This window comes from Anaerococcus cruorum (genome assembly GCF_046365495.1).
Taxonomy (GTDB): Bacteria; Bacillota; Clostridia; order Tissierellales; family Peptoniphilaceae; genus Anaerococcus; species Anaerococcus cruorum.
Genome location: NZ_JBGMEH010000001.1, coordinates 102,833 through 121,730, shown reverse-complemented (window position 1 = coordinate 121,730; position 18,898 = coordinate 102,833). Strand labels below are relative to the sequence as shown.

12 protein-coding genes are annotated in these 18,898 nt (G+C 34.6%); 10 read left to right on the top strand and 2 right to left on the bottom strand.

Annotation, left to right across the window (positions count from 1 at the left end; genetic code table 11):
• The first annotated feature begins 577 nt into the window (after positions 1 to 577).
• The 3 genes from ACCQ40_RS00570 (at position 578) to ACCQ40_RS00560 (ending at position 4,896) form a co-directional block, all read left to right on the top strand.
• Positions 578 to 2,776, top strand: coding sequence for a SpaH/EbpB family LPXTG-anchored major pilin (locus tag ACCQ40_RS00570; protein ID WP_410032176.1), 2,199 nt, complete (start codon positions 578 to 580; stop codon positions 2,774 to 2,776).
• A 451-nt stretch (positions 2,777 to 3,227) separates the two neighbouring features.
• Entirely contained in the window at positions 3,228 to 4,268 is a 1,041-nt protein-coding gene (hydE, locus tag ACCQ40_RS00565; protein WP_410032175.1) for a [FeFe] hydrogenase H-cluster radical SAM maturase HydE, read from the top strand.
• 319 nt (positions 4,269 to 4,587) lie between these two features.
• Positions 4,588 to 4,896, top strand: coding sequence for a GIY-YIG nuclease family protein (locus ACCQ40_RS00560; RefSeq protein ID WP_410032174.1), 309 nt, complete (start codon positions 4,588 to 4,590; stop codon positions 4,894 to 4,896).
• Positions 4,897 to 5,064: 168 nt separating this feature from the next.
• Here ACCQ40_RS00560 and hydF read toward each other — a convergent pair whose 3' ends face one another.
• Both hydF and hydG read right to left on the bottom strand, forming a co-directional pair.
• Positions 5,065 to 6,213 (bottom strand): [FeFe] hydrogenase H-cluster maturation GTPase HydF, encoded by a 1,149-nt coding sequence (gene hydF, locus ACCQ40_RS00555; protein WP_410032173.1) that lies wholly within the window; start codon positions 6,211 to 6,213, stop codon positions 5,065 to 5,067.
• Positions 6,210 to 7,628 (bottom strand): [FeFe] hydrogenase H-cluster radical SAM maturase HydG, encoded by a 1,419-nt coding sequence (gene hydG / locus ACCQ40_RS00550; RefSeq protein WP_410032172.1) that lies wholly within the window; start codon positions 7,626 to 7,628, stop codon positions 6,210 to 6,212. Before hydG ends, hydF begins: the two co-directional genes overlap by 4 nt.
• A 260-nt stretch (positions 7,629 to 7,888) precedes the next feature.
• On the opposite strand from hydG, the gene ACCQ40_RS00545 reads away from it, so the two are divergent.
• From ACCQ40_RS00545 to lepB, 7 genes are all read left to right on the top strand, one after another.
• Entirely contained in the window at positions 7,889 to 10,099 is a 2,211-nt protein-coding gene (locus tag ACCQ40_RS00545) for an MSCRAMM family protein (RefSeq protein ID WP_410032171.1), read from the top strand.
• A gap of 99 nt (positions 10,100 to 10,198) precedes the next feature.
• Entirely contained in the window at positions 10,199 to 11,305 is a 1,107-nt protein-coding gene (locus ACCQ40_RS00540; protein ID WP_410032170.1) for a class C sortase, read from the top strand.
• Complete coding sequence (locus ACCQ40_RS00535; protein WP_410032169.1) at positions 11,298 to 12,179, top strand: class C sortase; 882 nt, start codon at positions 11,298 to 11,300, stop codon at positions 12,177 to 12,179. Before ACCQ40_RS00540 ends, ACCQ40_RS00535 begins: the two co-directional genes overlap by 8 nt.
• On the top strand, positions 12,148 to 13,050 hold the full coding sequence (locus tag ACCQ40_RS00530; RefSeq protein WP_410032168.1) for a class C sortase: 903 nt from the start codon (positions 12,148 to 12,150) through the stop codon (positions 13,048 to 13,050). The genes ACCQ40_RS00535 and ACCQ40_RS00530 overlap by 32 nt, the downstream gene beginning before the upstream one ends.
• A gap of 310 nt (positions 13,051 to 13,360) precedes the next feature.
• Entirely contained in the window at positions 13,361 to 18,067 is a 4,707-nt protein-coding gene (locus ACCQ40_RS00525; RefSeq protein WP_410032167.1) for an InlB B-repeat-containing protein, read from the top strand.
• Complete coding sequence (locus ACCQ40_RS00520) at positions 18,060 to 18,275, top strand: hypothetical protein (RefSeq protein ID WP_410032166.1); 216 nt, start codon at positions 18,060 to 18,062, stop codon at positions 18,273 to 18,275. Before ACCQ40_RS00525 ends, ACCQ40_RS00520 begins: the two co-directional genes overlap by 8 nt.
• Complete coding sequence (lepB, locus tag ACCQ40_RS00515; RefSeq protein WP_410032165.1) at positions 18,268 to 18,873, top strand: signal peptidase I; 606 nt, start codon at positions 18,268 to 18,270, stop codon at positions 18,871 to 18,873. Before ACCQ40_RS00520 ends, lepB begins: the two co-directional genes overlap by 8 nt.
• Positions 18,874 to 18,898 lie beyond the last annotated feature (25 nt).

The following is an 18,898-nucleotide window of genomic DNA, read 5'->3' as shown; positions in this document are numbered from 1 at the left end:
TCTTTCTATCCTCTCAAATATGCTAAAGTAAGGCAAAGATATGTCCAAAAATAGCTTGTCAATATTTAAAATATATAGTATACTAAATGAGTAAGAATTATGGATATTTTTGCCCAAAAATAGAAAACAAAAGTAAATTATAGAATATTAATAAAAGATTTTTCAAAAAATTGGTAAATATATTGCAAAACACATAAAAAGTCCATTTTTTCTATTGTTCTATGGTAAAATATATCCTATAATTATAGTAGAAGATAATATATTAAAAAGTTAGCCTGTTACAAGTAGTTATAAATAACGAATAAGACCAAAACGTTACATTCTTCCTAGATCAAATCTAGGTCAGGCTAAGCCTGATATCGCTGGGTAGCTAACTACCTAGAAAAAATACACAGGTTCTATAATTGGAAATTGTATTTTTGGAGTTTTCATAGAACCAAAACCGTTGGAACGAAAGACCCATTAGACGTAGATAAGTACATAATAGATATTATCTATTGTACACAGTCAAAGTGATGGGTCATAAGTAGACCAATAAATTGCTTTTTCGCAAAAATTTAATAAAGGAGAAGAAAACATGAAAAAAGCGACAAACAAGCTAATGTCATTTTTAGCAGCTTTTGCAATGGTTATCGGTGTATTAGTAGCTCCATTTGCTAATGCTAATGCGGCTGAAGTAGAAGCTCCAGATGGTAAAATTGCTACAACTACAGATGATATACCAACATCTACAAAAGTTAATGTTTGGAAATTACAAGCTGATTCTTATAAAGACCCAAAAGTATGGGACCACAATGGTGGAGAACTTACTAAGGAACAAAAAGAATCACTAGGTGAAAATGTAAGAGGACTTAAAGGTGTAGAATTCTCTTACTGGAAAGTATCAGCAGCTGAACTTGATAAACTTAATACATCAAAACCAGATACAGTTGAGAAAGTAAATGACCTACTAAATAGAGACAAAGTTGATGGTAAAACAGAATTAACTGATGAAAATGGTAAAGCTGAAATCTTAGATCTTGCTAATGGTAACTATTGGTTTGTTGAATCTAAAACACCAGCTAATGTTACAACTAATGGTGGACATGCAGTTCCATTTGCACTAACATTACCACAAGTTAAATTAGTTAAAGGTGAAGATGGTAAATTTGCACCTGCTAAACCAACAGAATACTTAACAGAAGTAAATGTATATCCTAAAAACACTACTACTAAAGTAGATGTAAACAAAGACTTCACAGACGAAATTGATAACGATAGAGATGATAAAACAAAAGATGCAGATATTAGAGACTATAGACTAGGTGATGCAGTACCATATACAGTAAGAACAGTTTTCAAAGCTAAAACAAACTATAAAAATGCTTACTGGACAGATGAAATGACCGATGGTCTAACATTTACTGAAGAAGATCAAAAAGATCTAAAAGTTACAATAGATGGTAAACCTGCAGATCAAGCTGACTACACTTTAACAGTTACAAAAGATGCTGAAAGCGGAATCCAAAATGGATTTAGAGTAGAACTTACAAAACCAGGTCTTGCAAAAGTAAGCGACAAAGATGATGACGTAACAGTTGACCTTGTTTATACAGCTACAGTCAACTCAAAATCAGTAGTAAACATTCCTGAAACAAACGACGTTACATTTATCTATGGTAACGATCAAAGATTTGGTAATACACCACAACCAACATTCCCAAATGATGATAAAGAACTTACAGTATCTAAATCATTCGTAGATGTTGAAGGAGAAGACAAAGAACCAAAACCAGGTGAATCTATAACATTTGACTTATTTGATGCACAAGACGGAAAATTAAAAGGTACAGTTAAATTTACTCAAAACGACAATGAAACCTATACAGTAAATGATGGCACTGAAGATAAAACAGTTCAAGGAAACGACTGGACTTATACATGGAAAGACCTTAATCTTGAAAGACAATATAAAGTTGTTGAACGTGATCTTAAAGGTTTCCAAGCACAATATACAAGCGAAAAAGGTAAAACAGTAGTAGTAAACAAAGTTTCTAATAATATAACTGTAAATCCAAAAGAACCACATGTTGTTCACTATGGTAAAAAATTCGTTAAAGCTGATGAAGTAACAGGTGATAGACTTGAAGGTGCAGTATTTGCTGTTAAAAATGCAAACACTGATGAACAAAGAGATGTTAAACATGCTGGTGAATATCTAGTTTATAAAACAGACTCTGAAAAAGAAGCAGACAGAGCAGCATATCTAGAAGTTAAAGCAGCTTATGATGAAATGACAAAAAAAGATTCTACAACATCACAAGAAGATGCTGATAAATACTACAAAGATAATGTTGTTCCAAAATATAATGCTCTTAAGACAAGATATGATTGGAAAGCAGTTAATCTTAAGGATGAAGAAGCTGCGAAAGATCTAGTTAAGTTAACTTCAGATGCTCAAGGTAGATTTGCTATTGACGGTCTAGCTGAAGGAGATTATGAACTTGTTGAGTTAGAAGCTCCAAAAGGATACTCAATCCCAACAAACAATGCACACGCATTTGCAGTAAATGCTGAATCATGGACAAAAGAAGATGGCGTTCAATTCACACCTGCAGATGATGCAGAAAATACATCTGTAGATAAAACAAAGGGTGATGCTCAAAGAGTTAACAACAAGAACGTAACAATCCCACAAACAGGTGGTATTGGTTCACTTATCTTTATCGTAGCTGGTCTTGCACTTATGGGTGTAGCTTTCACAGCTATGAAAAGAAGAAACTCAGTTGAAGCATAGGCTTTAACTAACAAAAAACAAAAACAAAAACATAGAAAAAGCAATTAAAAACCAGGAATTGATTTTCCTGGTTTTTTGTTTTATCCCGAATTACGACTATGTCACCCTGAGCAGAGCGAAGCGTAGTCGAAGGGTCTCCTATACTTTTATTTACTTCGATTCGAAGTAATATTCCCCAAAGAGATCCTTCGGATCATTCACTCCGTTCATTCGCTTAGGATGACACAACGTGGGTAATGCATGAATCAAGTCAGATTTCTCCACTCGCACCCATGGCGCTCGGTCGAAATGGTATTGTTGTAGTCAAACTAAAGTGCGAAGTATCGAGACTCCATATCGACCAAATGAGCGCAAGCGAAATGCGAGGAGATATCTGCATTATTCCCAATTCCTAGTTGTTTACTAAAATATATTAGACAAGCCACCTTATTCATTGCTATAATATATATATATGAAAAATTTAAAAAACACTACATATTACACAGACGAAGAGCTTAAAAATTGGATAGAGGATGAGTCTATGAATGAGTGGTTGGCTGATACTGCTGATCGTATTCGTAGGGACATATATGGCGATGCAGTATATGTGCGTGGACTTATCGAGTTTTCTAATTATTGCAAAAACGACTGTTTTTATTGCGGAATTCGCAAATCTAATAAAAATGTTAACCGTTACAGATTGACTCCAGAGGAAATTATCCAATGTGCTGATATTGGCTATGAATTAGGTTTTAGAACTTATGTTCTCCAGGGCGGGGAAGACACATATTATACTGATGATATGATTGTCGATATTGTAAAGGAGATAAAAGCAAACCACCCTGACACAGCTATTACTTTATCACTTGGGATAAAACCTTACGAGTCATTTAAAAGATTTTATGACGTAGGAGCAGATAGGTATTTGCTGCGCCAAGAAACTTCTGACAGCGAGCACTTTAGCAAGCTTCACCCTGAAGGTATGACTATGGAAGAGCGCCACGAAGCCTTATGGCAATTAAAAGAAATTGGCTACCAAGTAGGTGGTGGCTTTATGGTGGATAGCCCATACCAAACCACAGAAGATTTGATAAAGGACCTCAGATTTTTACAAAAATTAGAACCGGATATGATAGGAATAGGACCATTTTTAACCAGCCATGATACACCTTTTAAAGATTTTCCAAACGGATCTTATACAAAAACTTTAAGATTGGTCTCAATTTTAAGAATCCTTTTCCCATATGCATTAATCCCAGCAACAACTGCATTGGGAACAATCAATCCATTAGGCCGTGAGATGGGACTAAAGGCAGGGGCAAATGTACTAATGCCAAACCTTTCTCCAACTATGTATAGAAAACAATATCAACTTTATGATAATAAAATCTGTACAGGAGATGAAGCAGCAGAATGTAGGGCATGCCTAGGCCGTAGGGTTGACAATGCTGGTTATGAAATAGTAACTGATAGGGGAGATGTGATTACTAGAAAGGCTGAGTTGATTTATTAGAGTTTAGTATGTAAGATATGGCAGATTTCTCCACTCAAAATCAAAGATTTTTCGGTCGAAATGGGAAATTTGATTTTACAAAAAACCAGTATACTTACATCACCCATCTCGACCAAATGAGCGAAAGCGAAATGCGTGAAGAGATCCGGTATTAGGAAATTGAGTCAGACTTTTCCACTCGAAATCAAAGATTTTTCGGTCGAAATGGGAATTATGATTTTACAAAAAACCAGTATACTTACATTACCCATATCGACTAAGCAAGCGTAGGCGTAGCGCATGGAGATATCTGTTATAACATTATTATTAGGGAGAAAATATGAGCGGCAATTACTATGTCTACATAATCACCAATGCAACAAACACTACTGTATACGTAGGTATGACTCACAACCTAGAAAAAAGAATGTATGAGCATAAAAATCATTTGGTCAGAGGATTTTCTGATAAGTACAATGCTGTAAAGTTGGTCTATTATGAATGGACAGATAATAAATTTGCTGCACTTGCTCGTGAAAAGCAAATAAAGAAGTGGAGTAGAATCAAAAAAGATAGAATTATCAATCAGATGAATCCTGATTGGGAAGATTTGACTGGCAATTGGGATATAGAATTAAGCTCATACTAAGGAAATGAAGCAGATTTCTCCACTTGTATCTACGATACTCGGTCGAAATGGTTAGGTTTTGGCGTATACATATGGACCCGTTAGCCATCTCGACCAAACAAGCGTAAGCGCAGTGCGCGGAGAGATCTGCTTTAAATGTAAAAATTTAATTAAAAAAAACTACCAAGCTTACACTTGGTAGTCTATTTTATCTAGTATTCCTTGCAAATATGCTATTGTCATCCCGTAATTTGTCATTGGGATGTTTTTTTCTTTACATTGTTTTACCCTATTCATCACGCTGGCGCGGTTAAACATACATGATCCGCATTCTATGATTAAATCGTATTTCTCTATATTGTGAAAGTCTTCGCCTCTTGCAAAGTCTATGTTTATATCAGGATATTTTTTTCTAAGCATTTTTGGAATTTTTACCGTACCTATGTCTTCATCTATAGGTGGGTGGGTGCAGACTTCTGCTATTAGGACATTTTCTATCTTCTTGTCTAATACCTTTACTGACTCCCTAAAGTACTCTACATCTCCTTTAAAACCACTCATTAGCACAGAAAAGCTTGTCAGTTTACTAGCTTCTGGCTTTTGCTTGTAGACATCTTTAAATACTTTTGAGTCTGTAATTATTAAATCTGGAGGATTTTTTAGCACACTTAGGGTGTTTGAAAGATTTTCTAGGCTTGTACTGATGCAAACCGCATCCTTATCTATCAATTCCCTGATTGTCATTACTTGAGGTTTGATTAGCCTATCTTTAGGTGCAGCCTCATCTTGGGGCATGACCAAAACTACTGTATCACCTTTTTTTACTAATCTGCCTGTAAGGGTTAGTGGGCCATCATCAGCTGCTATTTCTTTTATTTTATCAAATAGTTTATACCTATCATCAGTTTCTACATTTATTGCAAGTGGATTTAAATCTTTAAATTTTTCTGCAATCTCTTTTCCAATTTCTAGGTCTTGTTTTGGAGCTATAAAAATAATTGGCTTATTTTTTGCCTTTAATTTTTCTACAAAGCTTAAATCATCTTCTAGGCTTAGGACGTATAAAAATAGGTCGGCTTTTTCTAAAACGCTTACTGATTTTGTGATTCTCTTATCAGATAGATCTGTCTGATCGTTGATACCAGCGGTATCTATAAAAAGGACCGGCCCTAGCCCATGGATTTCCATAGGCTTATTGATGGGGTCGGTTGTTGTACCGTGGGTGGCAGAAACTATGGCAGTTTCTTGCCCGGTTATATAGTTTAAAAGTGTAGATTTACCGGAATTTGTGTTACCAAATATGGCAATATGCACTCTTTCTCCATTTGAAGTTCTCATATATATAGGTCTCTTTTGCCATTTTCTACTGCGGCTAAGTTTTCTATAGTATCTTTTCTTACTTCCTCATTTGGAATGGTGTTTATTTCTCTGCCTATTAAGGCTTCGATATCTGCTTTTGTTTTTGGACTTGCGTAGTCTTCTCCGTATTCTTTTAGAGTTACTAATGCATTTGGTTGGCAAATATTACCGATACCGACATTTTTTACCATTTCCATAAATACTTCACCAGTTCTACCTTTTCTGTAGCAAGCTGTACAGAATGATGGAATATGATCTTTTGCTATTAGCCAATCCACAACCTCATCTAAGGTTCTGTTGTCTGATAGCTCAAACTGGTCTGATCCTTCTGTGACATTTTCAGTATATCCACCTACGGATGTTTTTGATGCACCTGAGATTTGGCTGATACCTAAATCTAGTAGTCTGCCACGCATTTGCTCGCTTTCACGAGTTGATACAATCATACCTGTATAAGGAGCTGCAACACGGATACATGCAACTACTTTTTCAAAGACATCATCTGCTAATGCATTTTCAAAGTCTTCTACGTCTACATCATCACCTGGTTGGATACGTGGTACAGAAATTGTGTGTGGTCCTACATTGTATTTTGCTTCTAAGTGTTCAGCATGCATTAATTGACCGATAAATTCGTATTCGTAATTATCAAGCCCGTATAATACACCAAGACCTACATCATCAATACCAGCATCCATAGCACGGTCGTGGGCTGTTGTGTGGTAGTCATAGTCTGATTTTGGACCATAAGCGTGTAGTTTTTCGTAGTTTTCTTTGTTGTATGTTTCTTGGAATAGGATATAAGTTCCTATTTCTGCATCGTGAAGTTTTTTGTAGTTTTCTGTTGTAGTTGCAGCAATATTTACATTTACCCTACGGATAGCACCGTTTTTGTGATGGATATTATAAATTGTGTCGATAGATTCAAGAATATATTCGATAGGATTGTTTCTTGGATCTTCACCAGCCTCTAGGGCCAGTCTCTTATGTCCCATATCTTGAAGGGCGATTACTTGCTCGCGGATTTCATCTTGGGTTAATTTTTTACGAGGTATGTGTCTATTATGTCCATGGTATGGGCAATATGTACATCCGTTAATACAATAGTTTGATAGGTAAAGTGGGGCAAAAAGAACTATACGGTTTGCATAAAATTTAAGTTTTAATTCTTTTGCAACCTTAAAGATTTCATCATTTAGGTCATCTTCCTTACAAGATAAAAGTACGAAAGCTTCTCTGTGGTCTAGACCCTTTGCCTTTCTTGCCTTTTCTATTATATCTATAATAAGTTGTCTATTGTGAGCATTTGCTCTACCATAGTCAATTGTTTCTAAAATTTCTTCATGGTTTATAAACTCAGCTGGATCTGAGCTTTTTGGATTATATTTTGCCATAAAATCTCCTTTCGTATCTATAATTATAATACTAGAATACTAGGGTTTACAAGTATAAGTTATAACTAATCAAAAATAAAGAAAAACATTAAGATGAGTTTTAACAAAGTTTTTAGTTATAGTAATTTTCTAACAAGATGCCTAAACTATAGGGCTTTTTCATTGTATAATAGTAGAGATTAAGATATAATATAACTGAATAAGTCTACTTAAAATTATGTGAAATTATTTTATAAAAATTTTTAATGATAGGAGTTAATATGTTAAGGAAGAAAAAATACAGCTTGATGGCTGGATTGCTTAGCCTTTTTATGGTGCTTACTGCAATCATATCGCCAGTTTCACATGCTGCTAGTGCTAATGAAGCTACAGGCAATAGTCATCTTACAATAAAAATACCTAGAAATGGTAAGGATGCTGATGAAAATAGTCCGGCGCGTGAGCTAAGAGTATTTAAAATTAGTGATGATGAACTTAGTGAAAGTGAGCTAGTAGCTAAACGTAAAGATTATGAAGCCATGAGCATAGCTGAAGTCTCAAATGCACTAGAACAAGAAGGTGAACTTGTAACATCAAAAGTAGAAGAAATAGATGGAAAAACAGTAGACCTTATTACTCTAACAAACTTAACACCAGGTGCATACCTTTTAAAAGAAACTGATGAATCAGCTCAAAATCACGAATATAGAATAACCAGTACAACCACAAATATCCAAGCAGGTATAGCAGATGTACAAGAAATAAATGTAAAAACTGAACAAAACAAAAAAATACCTTTAGTATTACATAAAATTGCTTTTACAGATGATGAAAATCTAGAATCTATCAACTTAGAAGGTGTTATCTTTAATCTTTTAAGAAAAAATGAAGATGGCCAAGAGGAAGTAATAAATCTAGAAAAAACTGCGGATGGCGTTTATGCTTATAATGAAAACCAAGGTGATTCAGACATTGTAACCAATGCAGATGGTAAGATTGAAATTAATAATTTACCTGATGGTGACTACTTCTTTAGAGAAATCCAAACTATTGAAGATTATGTAATCAATGAAGATCAAAGAGATACCAAAGAGTTTACCTACAATTCTAAAGAAGGCCGCACTGTAGAAGTTGTAAATAGAAAAGAAGGTCAAAGATTTACCATAGGTCTCCACAAGGTAGATGGAAATACTAATGAAGATCTTGCTGGGGTAGAGTTTAGACTGTATGTAAAAGCAGGAAAGGATCTTACACCAGTTGGTAAAGATGAAAATGGCAACTATGATATTGGCAACCAATATACTGACACATTTACAACTAATGAAAAAGGTGAGATAGCAATAGAAGGTTTACCAGAGCTTGCAGAAGCAAATACTTATGTATTTAGAGAGGTAAAACCACTTGATGGATATGTTATAAACAATGATAACAATTATCCAGTTAACAAAAATAGGGTTGTTGAAGTAAAAAACTTCAAAAATCCAAGACCAATCGAGCTTAGACTTAACAAAGTAGACTCCATTACAAATAATCCAATTGATAAAGTTGGATTTGAATTATTTAAAGTAATAACAAAAGCAAATGAGGATAACACCCTAGAAACCACAACAGAACGTGTAGGAGTGAAGGGTGAGGCTGGATTATATGAATTTAGAGATGATTTAGCAGAATCAGAAATAGAATATCAACTTTATACAGGTGTAGATGGACAAATCAATGTAAGAGGTTTACCAGAAGGGGAATACTTCTTTAGAGAAAATCAACCGCAAAAAGATTATAACCTAGCTGAAAACCGTGGCAAAGAATCAAATAGACTAGACCGTGAAAATTCTAGTGATACTATGAAGAACAGACCAGTAACTCCACCATCAGTTAGCCCACCAACACCAAATAATCCTTATGGGTCATATAATTTTGTAAAAGTAGATGACAGCAAAGAACAAAAGAGATTAGCAGGAGCAACTTTTGCCCTTTATAAAGTAGGAGAGGATAGCAAACAAACTCCATACGAAGTAAATGGAAAAAGATATACAGTAAAATCTGGGGATAACGGTGAGTTTAAGGTAGAAAACCTGCCTTACGGCAAATATGTCCTTAGAGAAACAGTAGCTCCTACAGGTTACATCCTAGATGTGAATCCAATTGAGTTTACAATTTCAAAAGATTCTGCAAATGCAGAAGCAATTATGATTGTCAATAAGAGAAATCCAGATAGACCAGTAACACCACCAGTGGTTAGTCCTCCAGGAACCACCCCACCAAGAACAACTACACCACCAACAACAAGGACCACAGTTCCTCCGGTAGTAAGCCCACCCAAAACTTACTACGTACCAAAAGATACTCCAGGAGTGCCAAGGGGACCTCTTGTTAAAACAGGAGATATTAGAATATTGGTATTTATAGCTATTGGTTTAGCAATGATCTTATTTGGTATCCATATAGTAAGAAAAGAAGAAAAAACTCAAATTGGACGCGTTCCATTACAATAATTTGACTAAATTTTAGTTAAAAGAATTTAATAAAAGCGGAAAACATAAGATTATTTATTAAACCCGCTCAAAGGTGCTTAGGCAAAAGCACCTTTTTTTATGAAAACGAGAGGCGCTATGGCTTTTAAGAAAAAAAATAAAACTCAAGAAAAACCCAAAGATAAGAAGTCAAATCCAAATAAAAAGGTAAAAAAGAAGAAAAAACCTCAGTCAAAAGCATCAAAGTGGGCTTGGCGATTAGTATTTTTACTAGGAATAGCCATAATGCTCTATCCTTTAATAAATAGGCTTTATTATCGTATAGACTCAGGTGATCAGGTAGACACCTTTAAGGCTGGTACAGAAGACTTATCTACAGAAGAAATTAAAAAACGTATGGAACTAGCTTATGCTTACAATGAATCCTTATCTGGTGAGATTGCTGATGATCCATACACTCGCAAAAAACAAGAAGAGGGTAGAAAAGAATATGCTCGTATGCTAGAAGTAGCAGAAATGATTGGTCACGTAGAAGTCCCACGAATCGACCAGGACTTGCCAATATATGCTGGTACTAGTGAGGATATTTTACAAAAAGGTGTAGGCCACTTGGAGGGAACTTCCCTCCCAGTTGGGGGCAATAGCACTCATGCGGTTTTAACTGCTCACTCAGGTTTGCCAGAGGCAACACTTTTTACCCATTTAAATCAGCTAGAAATCGGGGATAAATTTTATGTCCACAACATTGAAGGGGTCATGGCCTACCAAGTTGATCAAATAAAGATTATAGATCCATCTGATTTCTCAGAATTAGTAGTAGCACCAGGTCATGACTATGTGACACTTTTAACCTGTACACCAGTTATGATTAACACTCACAGACTGATAGTAAGAGGCCACAGGGTGCCATATGTACCTGCGGTAGATGAAGAATTAATTAGGACGAATAGAGCGAACTGGATGTTTAGAATATTATTTTTCGTAGCCCTATTCTTGATTTTAGTCCTTATTATTAGGCTTATAAAATTAAGAAAAGAAAATAAGGACTACTATAAACGACTTGAAGAAGTACGTAAAGAACAAGAAAACTTAAAGAATATCGTTATGAATGGAAGCTACAATGGTGGCTATCCTTCTTACCAAAATGGATCTGATATGTTTGAACAAATGAGAAATACAAATACTTCAAGCAATCAGGATAATACAAATGGTGAGATAAATGAATAGGAAACAAAGGCTAAAGAGAAATCTTCCCTTTGACCTTATCTTTCTTGTAGGTCTTTTGATATTTGCATATCCCTTGATAAGTCAGAAATACTATGAAATAGAGTCTGGCAGTGAGGTTGTAGAATTTAGCAAAGAAACAGAAGATATAGACAAAGAAGAAGTCAAAAGACGTATGGACTTAGCCCGTGCCTACAACGACACGCTGGATCCATCACGTTTATCCGACCCATTTACTGAAGAAGAAAAGGCAGGACGTGCAGAATATGCAAGGATGCTTGAAGTAAATGAAATGCTAGGTCACTTGGAAGTTCCTAGGATAGGGCAAGATTTACCCATATATGCAGGTACAACTGATGAAGTTTTAGAAAAAGGACTAGGCCACTTGGAGGGTACATCTCTACCTATTGGGGGAAAAAATACCCATGCGGTTATTACCGGTCACAGGGGTCTGCCAAATGCTAAGCTTTTTAGAAACTTAGATCAACTTGTAGAGGGAGATGTTTTTTATATCCATAACCTTGAAGGCACCCTAGCCTATCAAGTTGATAAAATTCAGGTAATTGACCCATCAGATTTTAGCCCGGTTATGGTAGAAGAAGGTCACGATTATGCAACTCTTTTGACTTGTACACCATATATGATAAATTCTCACAGGCTTTTGGTAAGAGGACATAGGATTCCTTACCAAGAGGCAATCGATGATGGAGTGGCAAATAGTAAGAGGCTTGCACCTGACTTTTTACAATTATCATTAATTCTTTTACCAGTTATTGCAGTTTTAATAATAATTGTAATAAGAGAACATAGAAGAAGAAATACATTAAGTACGGAGGTAAAAACTATTGAAGAATCGATTAAAACTTACAAAAAGTAGTGCCATAGGATATTTACTTATCCTTTTTGGTTTGCTTTTTGTAACAGTTCCCCTTATTAGAAGAAGCTACAATGATTACTCAGCCATAGCCTCCCAAAAAAACTTTGAAAAAGTCCAAGCCCAAAGGTCAGAAGAAGAAGTTTTAGAAGAAACAGAAAATGCTAAAGAATACAATGAAATTGTAAAAAACTCTGACATCACTGTTTCAGACCCATTTACAGCAGAAGATTATGAAACTAGATACGAAAAGTTTACCCAAACTAATACACCCTTTGCTTATTTATCTATACCAAAACTCGATAAACACTTGCCTTTATATCTTGATGCAACCCTTGATCACATTTCTCTAGGAGTAGCCCAAGTAGACGGGACGTCTATACCAATTGGAGGTGCGGGAACAAGATCTGTTATAGCAGGCCACAGAGGATGGTGGACAGATACTATGTTTTTATATATTGATCAGCTCCAGCCAGGAGATTATATTTATATAGAACGTGCTGAAGAGACTATGCGATATGTAGTTAAAGATAAAGAGGTGATAGGACCTTACGATTGGGATAAACTTGCTCCACGTGGAGATGAAGATATCATAACCCTTATGACCTGTAGTCCGTTTTTACCACCTAGACCAAACAGACTTCTTGTAAACGGCTATCGAGACGAAAGTGCAATTGCAGAAGAGTTTAAAATTCCAGGCAAGGAATTGCCAGCAAGTCAAAATGAAGAAGAAAATGGTAAAACGGATAATATGGTTAAAATCACAAGAATAGCAACACTAATATTTGCCATACTTGGTACAATATTATTTATCCTAACTCTCATTAGATTTGTTAGAAGACTGAAAGTAAATATTGCCTATTCTAAAAAATAAAAGCCCTTTATAAAGGGCTTTTATTTTTTTGCTAATTATATAGAAAAGAGATGACAAAGCATATTTTTAGTGTATATTTGTAAAGTATTAATCTTAATTCTGACTAAAATGCTAGTGTAAATGATTTCCTAGATAAATGTTGATATTCCAATCTTTTGACATAATAAAAATTTTCTAAAATTATAAATTTTGTTTGAAATATGTAGAGTAAACAGTATAGTAATAATATCAAATTTAAAATAAACTTAAAGTTAGTTTATATATATTAATAACAAAACGCTAAAAGTTAAAGAAAGGGGGACTGTTAAGTTTGAAATATAAGTTAATGTCCGCAATAATGGCTTTTTCAATGTTAGTATCATCTACTATTGCGCCTCTTGCAGCGAGTAAATCATATGCAAGTGCAGATGTAGAACAAAATACTTCCATAATGAATAAAAGTACAAATGAAGTAAAAGATGATGAGAAGCCAGCAGAAACTAGCGACACTCAACTTGATATTCCTGAAAAAACTGAAGAAGTTAAAGAGCAAACTCCAGTTGATACAAAAACTGAAGAACAACAATCAGAAATACAAGTAGAACGAGAAGAAGAAACTAATAAAGAAGCAACATCAGACACACCACAAATAGAAACAGAAGAAATAGAAGAAATAGAAAAAATAGTTAAAAAATCTGATAGCGCAACTTTATACGAAGACAGTTCCTACACAAAATTAAGCAGTGAAGATATCGACATCAAAATCACAGGTAATATGCCAGAAAATGGCACCATAAAAGCCTATGAAATTCAAAATGCTATTACAGACATGGAAAAAGAAAATGTCTTAGCTTTTGGTTTTGAAATATTTGATAAAGATGACAACTTATACGATAAAAGTTCTAATGATGAATATAAAATCGAAATTAAGTCAAGTAAATTAAGAAACTTAGATAAAGTCTACTTCTATAAAAAAGATGAAGCAGATTTAAGATTCACTGAAATAAATGATTTTTCAAAACTTTCCAATCAAATAAAGCTAGATAGCAAAGCAGATGAGTTTGCCGTTGCAAAAGATATCGAAAAGGAAGAAGAGGAAACTTTAACAAATCAAGTAAAAGATAAAGAAGTTAAATCTCCATTTATAACTAATCAAGATAATGAAGAAGAATTAAACAATGAGTTATCAAAAGAAAAGGAAGTTGAAGATCCAAAAGATATCTTAGATAGCTTAACAAGTTCAATAAATCAAAAAGAAATTCCAGCAACTATTAATGAAAACCCAAATCCAACTAATAATTTAGAACTAATAGATTGGAAAAAAGACTTTTTAGATGTTATTGCTGGAAATTTAAAAGCAGATAAATCTGACAAAGAAGAAACTATTAAAAAAAGTTCAGACACAGAAGAAGATTCAGAATCTAAAAATAAATCTGAAGAACTTCCAAAAGGTGAAAATTTTGAAGAAATAAAAGCTGAAGCGGAATCAAAGGAAGAGGATTCTAAAGAAAATCCACAAAGTACTATTGATAATGAGTCTGAGAGTAAAGAAGATTACGAAAAATCCGAAAAAAAATCTGAAACTAATAAAATAGAAGAAGAGACAGAAGAAAAACTAACCTATCAACAAGTATTAGCGGATATATACACAGATAAGACTTATAGCCAAAAATCAAACGATGGAACAAGAATAAAACTTTCAGGTGACCTTCCAGGATATACAAAAGTAAAAGCATATCCAGTAGAGATTGAAATTGAAGGTAAAGAAATCTTAGCAGCTTACGATATAACAATCTTTGATGAAAATGATAAGGAATATAAAGTCAGCGAAAGAAATGACATCAATGTTCAAATCACAAATCAAAAAATAAGAAAAGCTAGTGAAGTAGAAGTTTACCATAAGGAAGATGAATTTGCCCCTGAAGAAAAAGTTGTAGTAGATAAAAAGATAAATGACACTGTAACGTTTAAGGCTGATAGCTTCTCCATATACGCCGTTACAGATCCAGATGCTCGCGCTGTCACTTTCGTATTTTTAAATAGAAATGAAAATAACGAGAGAGAAGTGTGGGATACCCAAACAATTAGAAATGGTGAAAAGCTAGTTGAACCAGAACTACCTATCTTTAGTTATAAGGGTAAGTTTGAAGGCTGGCATTATTATAATATCGATACAGATACTTTTGGAAAGAAGTTTGACTTTGAAAAGCCAGTTACTGTCACAGAATCTTCTCCTAAAATCATCTACCTAAAGGGAAAATATCCAGATGTTGCCTATATCAACTTTATAGATAGAAAAGAAGTTAAAAATAGTGATGGCAGTATAAGTTATGTAAATGAAATCTTATCTACTAAGGAAATACCACTAGGTAGTAGGGTTACAACAGAAGATGTACCAGTACTACCAGGAGAAAGCGGAACTGTATTCTCACACTGGGCTACAAAGCCAGAAGGAAGAACAGCTTTTGATTTTAACACTCCAATTACAAAGGACTATATCCAAAGTGTACAGGGCGCAGACAATTTCGTTAAACTTGACCTATATGCAGTATTTAAAAAAGCACTGACAGTCACCTTTGATTCCCAAGGTGGTACCCATGTAAATAAACAAATAGTTTATAGTGGCGATAAAGTAAAATTAAGTGATTTAACTAAGCCTGCCAAACCTGGTTATCAGTTTAGATATTGGTCTACTTCTATTGGTGGCAGCCAGTTTAATCCTAACACTCCAATTACAAAAGATACTACCCTCTATGCAGTTTATGCTCCACTGAATGTAAAGTTTACTATTAACCATTTGAGGGAAAATCCTAATGATGACGGTTACTCCTTATTCATGAGTGAAACTAGAAATGCTGTAGCAGGAACATATACTAACAAAGATTCTAGCAGTTATCAACTCCCTAGTAGAGATCAAAATGCTGCAGGAATGGTTTATGATCACGCAGATTCCTCTAGGGTTATCAGAGGTGACAATGGAACAGAGATAAACATTTACTATAAAAGAAAGAAGTTTGTATACAGAATCTTTACAGGTGTATGGCCATTTACTAACGATATAGTCAAAGAGAATGTTAAATGGGGTGCAGATACAAGTCCTTACTTTAACCTTGCGAAAACGAGATTAGGTGGAGGCTATACCTTTAAAGAGGACAGTGTAGCTGGACAATCTGTATCATATCCTATTGAAATGCCCCAAAAAGATTACACCTTAAGAGCTTGGCCAGAAGGGAGCAATGAATGGAATGTAAGATTTATTGATGTTGATACTAATGCCCTTATTAGACTCGATAAACAATCTTCTCTACTAGACTCAGGATTACAAAGCTACAATGGTGGTGAGAAAATAACTGGCTTTACCTTCCAATACGTTGAAAGACCAGGTCTTGTAAGAGCAAGTCCTAGCAAGACTCACGCTAACGGAGGAGAGTCAGAAGTACCAGAAGTATGGGTTTTCTATAAAAGAAACACCCACACCTTGACCTTTTCCACAAATGGTAGTGGTGCAGATATCATTATAAATAACGTCCCTTATGCTAGTAACTTAGGCCAATATGCTCCACCTAACTATGTCAAAGGGCAGACAACAAATGCTGACAAAAAAGTATTCGCTGGATGGTATGATAACCCATCTGGTGCTGGCAATCCGGTTGATTTTAGTAAGTTGACAATGCCAGACAATGATTTGAAGTTTTATGCTAAATGGGACTTACCAACATATACAGTCACAGCTTATAAACAAAGAAATAACGCCGCAGCTGGCGTAATAGAGCAAAGAATAAAAGAGGGTGGCACAGTTGATAAAAGCAAACTAATTGCTGACAAGCCACCGATAGCTCAAAATACCCCAGGTTCTGAACTTAGATGGTATGCATTTATAGATGGGATTTTGACAGAATATAACTTCGCAGATCCAGTAACTAGTGATATATACTTATATCCAGTATGGGTAGCTCCAGAGGGAAATGATATAAGACCTCTATCACAAATTTATAGAGTCAAGTACAAGGCTCCTCAAGAAGGCGGCACCGACTATATCTACACAGACCCAAACGACTATGTAAACAATGCTGAAGCCATAGTAATACCACCATATGTAAATAATGAGTATAGGTTCCCACCTGATAAAGATAATCCAACTGGCAAACAACTATCAATGCCAAAAGATAAAGTCTTTGAAGGTTGGGTTATAGATAAAAATTCAGAATTTACTAGTGTAAAAGATCCAAATATGCTAAATAAAATCTACCGACCAGGTGATATAATAAATGTAATAGGTAATATTATGTTTAAGCCAATATTTAATGAGTACAGGGTTACAACACTTACACTTAAAGAAATCGCCCCAAATGGTAGTAATTTAGATGATATAGTTTATGAATCTCGAAATAAACCATCAGATTTACCAGACGGTATAAATGATAATAGACCAACTGAAGATTTAAGAAATAATGACATCATAAAATTACCACAGCCTAGAGCTACAAATTCAACTGGGTTTACATTCTTAGGATGGTCTACAACTGAAGATTCGACAAAAGGAAAGATTTTTAAGCCCGGCCAAGAAGTAATGATAACAGATGAAAATATGCCAAACATTCTCTATGGTATATGGGAGAGAGACAAATACAAAGTGACTATAAAAAATAATGTCACAGGAGATGACATCACAAATAAGGATACCCAGTTCAAAGTAAAATATACCTTAGAAGGTAAAACTTATGAAAAGGTCTATACAATAGAAAATGGTGCATCAGTCGATGTTGAAATTCCTTATGGAAGCAATATAAGTATTGAGTCATTATCTGATCGATTGGTAAAATATAAGTATAAAGATGAAGTCTATAATAGCAATGTTTTTACTTTAAATTCTCTAGATAAAAATATAGATGTCATATTTGAATCTCAACCCATACCGCCACCAACAGGCCTAATCGATGACATAGCCCCTATGGCTCTTATGCTTGCGCTAGCTAGCATGGCCTTTGCATATAGATTATATAAAAGAAATAAACTAGCAGGGGGTATTGATGAATGAATTAGAAAAAGTTGAAGATTTTTTAAGCAAAGTTAAATTTAAAAAGCAAACTATTGGCGGGGTGTCTGAGGCTGATGTGCTGGCAAAAGTTCAAAAGCTTTCAGACCTCTATGCCGAGGCTTTCAAAAACCAACAGATTAAATATGAAACTCTACTAGATGATAAGAATAGAGAAATAAAAGCATTAAGAGAGAATAGCAATGAGTGAAAAGATAAAAGTAGCTCATGCGGATAGTAAAACCTCGCGAGATTTTGTCGATTTTACAAATGTTAATAAAATCATCAGACAAAGGCGAGTTGATGTCTCAAATAAAAATGCAATTATAAGTTTTTTTAAAAAACTATTACTAATCATTCTAGTATTATGGTTGTTGTTCACTTTTATTTTTGGATTTTTTGTAGTCTATAATGACGACATGTTTCCAAAGATGGTACCTAGTGATTTGTTAATGTACTACAGACTTGATAGAAATTTCTATGTGGGTGATGTAGTAGTGGTAGGTAAGAATGATGCAAACTACGCGCTACGTTTAGTAGCAAGTGGAGGAGATGAAGTAGACATTTCCAAAGAAGGACAGTTGATTGTAAATGGATCATATCAAGCAGAAACAAATATCTTTTACCCAACGGGGGAATATGATGAAACAACAGAAGAAATCAAATTCCCACTTAAATTAAAAGAAAATGAAGTTTTCGCCCTAGGAGATATGAGAAGAGGAGCCAAGGACAGTAGATACTTTGGCTCGGTAGAAAAAGAAGAGATAAAGGGAAAAGTATTTGCCCTTTATAGAAGATCAAACTTTTAAATAAGTTAAAATCAATAATTTAGAC

Coding starts and splice junctions, on each gene's coding strand:
- ACCQ40_RS00570 (WP_410032176.1), top strand. CDS start 578: ATGAAAAAAGCGACAAACAAGCTAATGTCATTTTTAGCAGCTTTTGCA.
- hydE (WP_410032175.1), top strand. CDS start 3,228: ATGAAAAATTTAAAAAACACTACATATTACACAGACGAAGAGCTTAAA.
- ACCQ40_RS00560 (WP_410032174.1), top strand. CDS start 4,588: ATGAGCGGCAATTACTATGTCTACATAATCACCAATGCAACAAACACT.
- hydF (WP_410032173.1), bottom strand. CDS start 6,213: ATGAGAACTTCAAATGGAGAAAGAGTGCATATTGCCATATTTGGTAAC.
- hydG (WP_410032172.1), bottom strand. CDS start 7,628: ATGGCAAAATATAATCCAAAAAGCTCAGATCCAGCTGAGTTTATAAAC.
- ACCQ40_RS00545 (WP_410032171.1), top strand. CDS start 7,889: ATGTTAAGGAAGAAAAAATACAGCTTGATGGCTGGATTGCTTAGCCTT.
- ACCQ40_RS00540 (WP_410032170.1), top strand. CDS start 10,199: ATGAAAACGAGAGGCGCTATGGCTTTTAAGAAAAAAAATAAAACTCAA.
- ACCQ40_RS00535 (WP_410032169.1), top strand. CDS start 11,298: ATGAATAGGAAACAAAGGCTAAAGAGAAATCTTCCCTTTGACCTTATC.
- ACCQ40_RS00520 (WP_410032166.1), top strand. CDS start 18,060: ATGAATGAATTAGAAAAAGTTGAAGATTTTTTAAGCAAAGTTAAATTT.
- lepB (WP_410032165.1), top strand. CDS start 18,268: ATGAGTGAAAAGATAAAAGTAGCTCATGCGGATAGTAAAACCTCGCGA.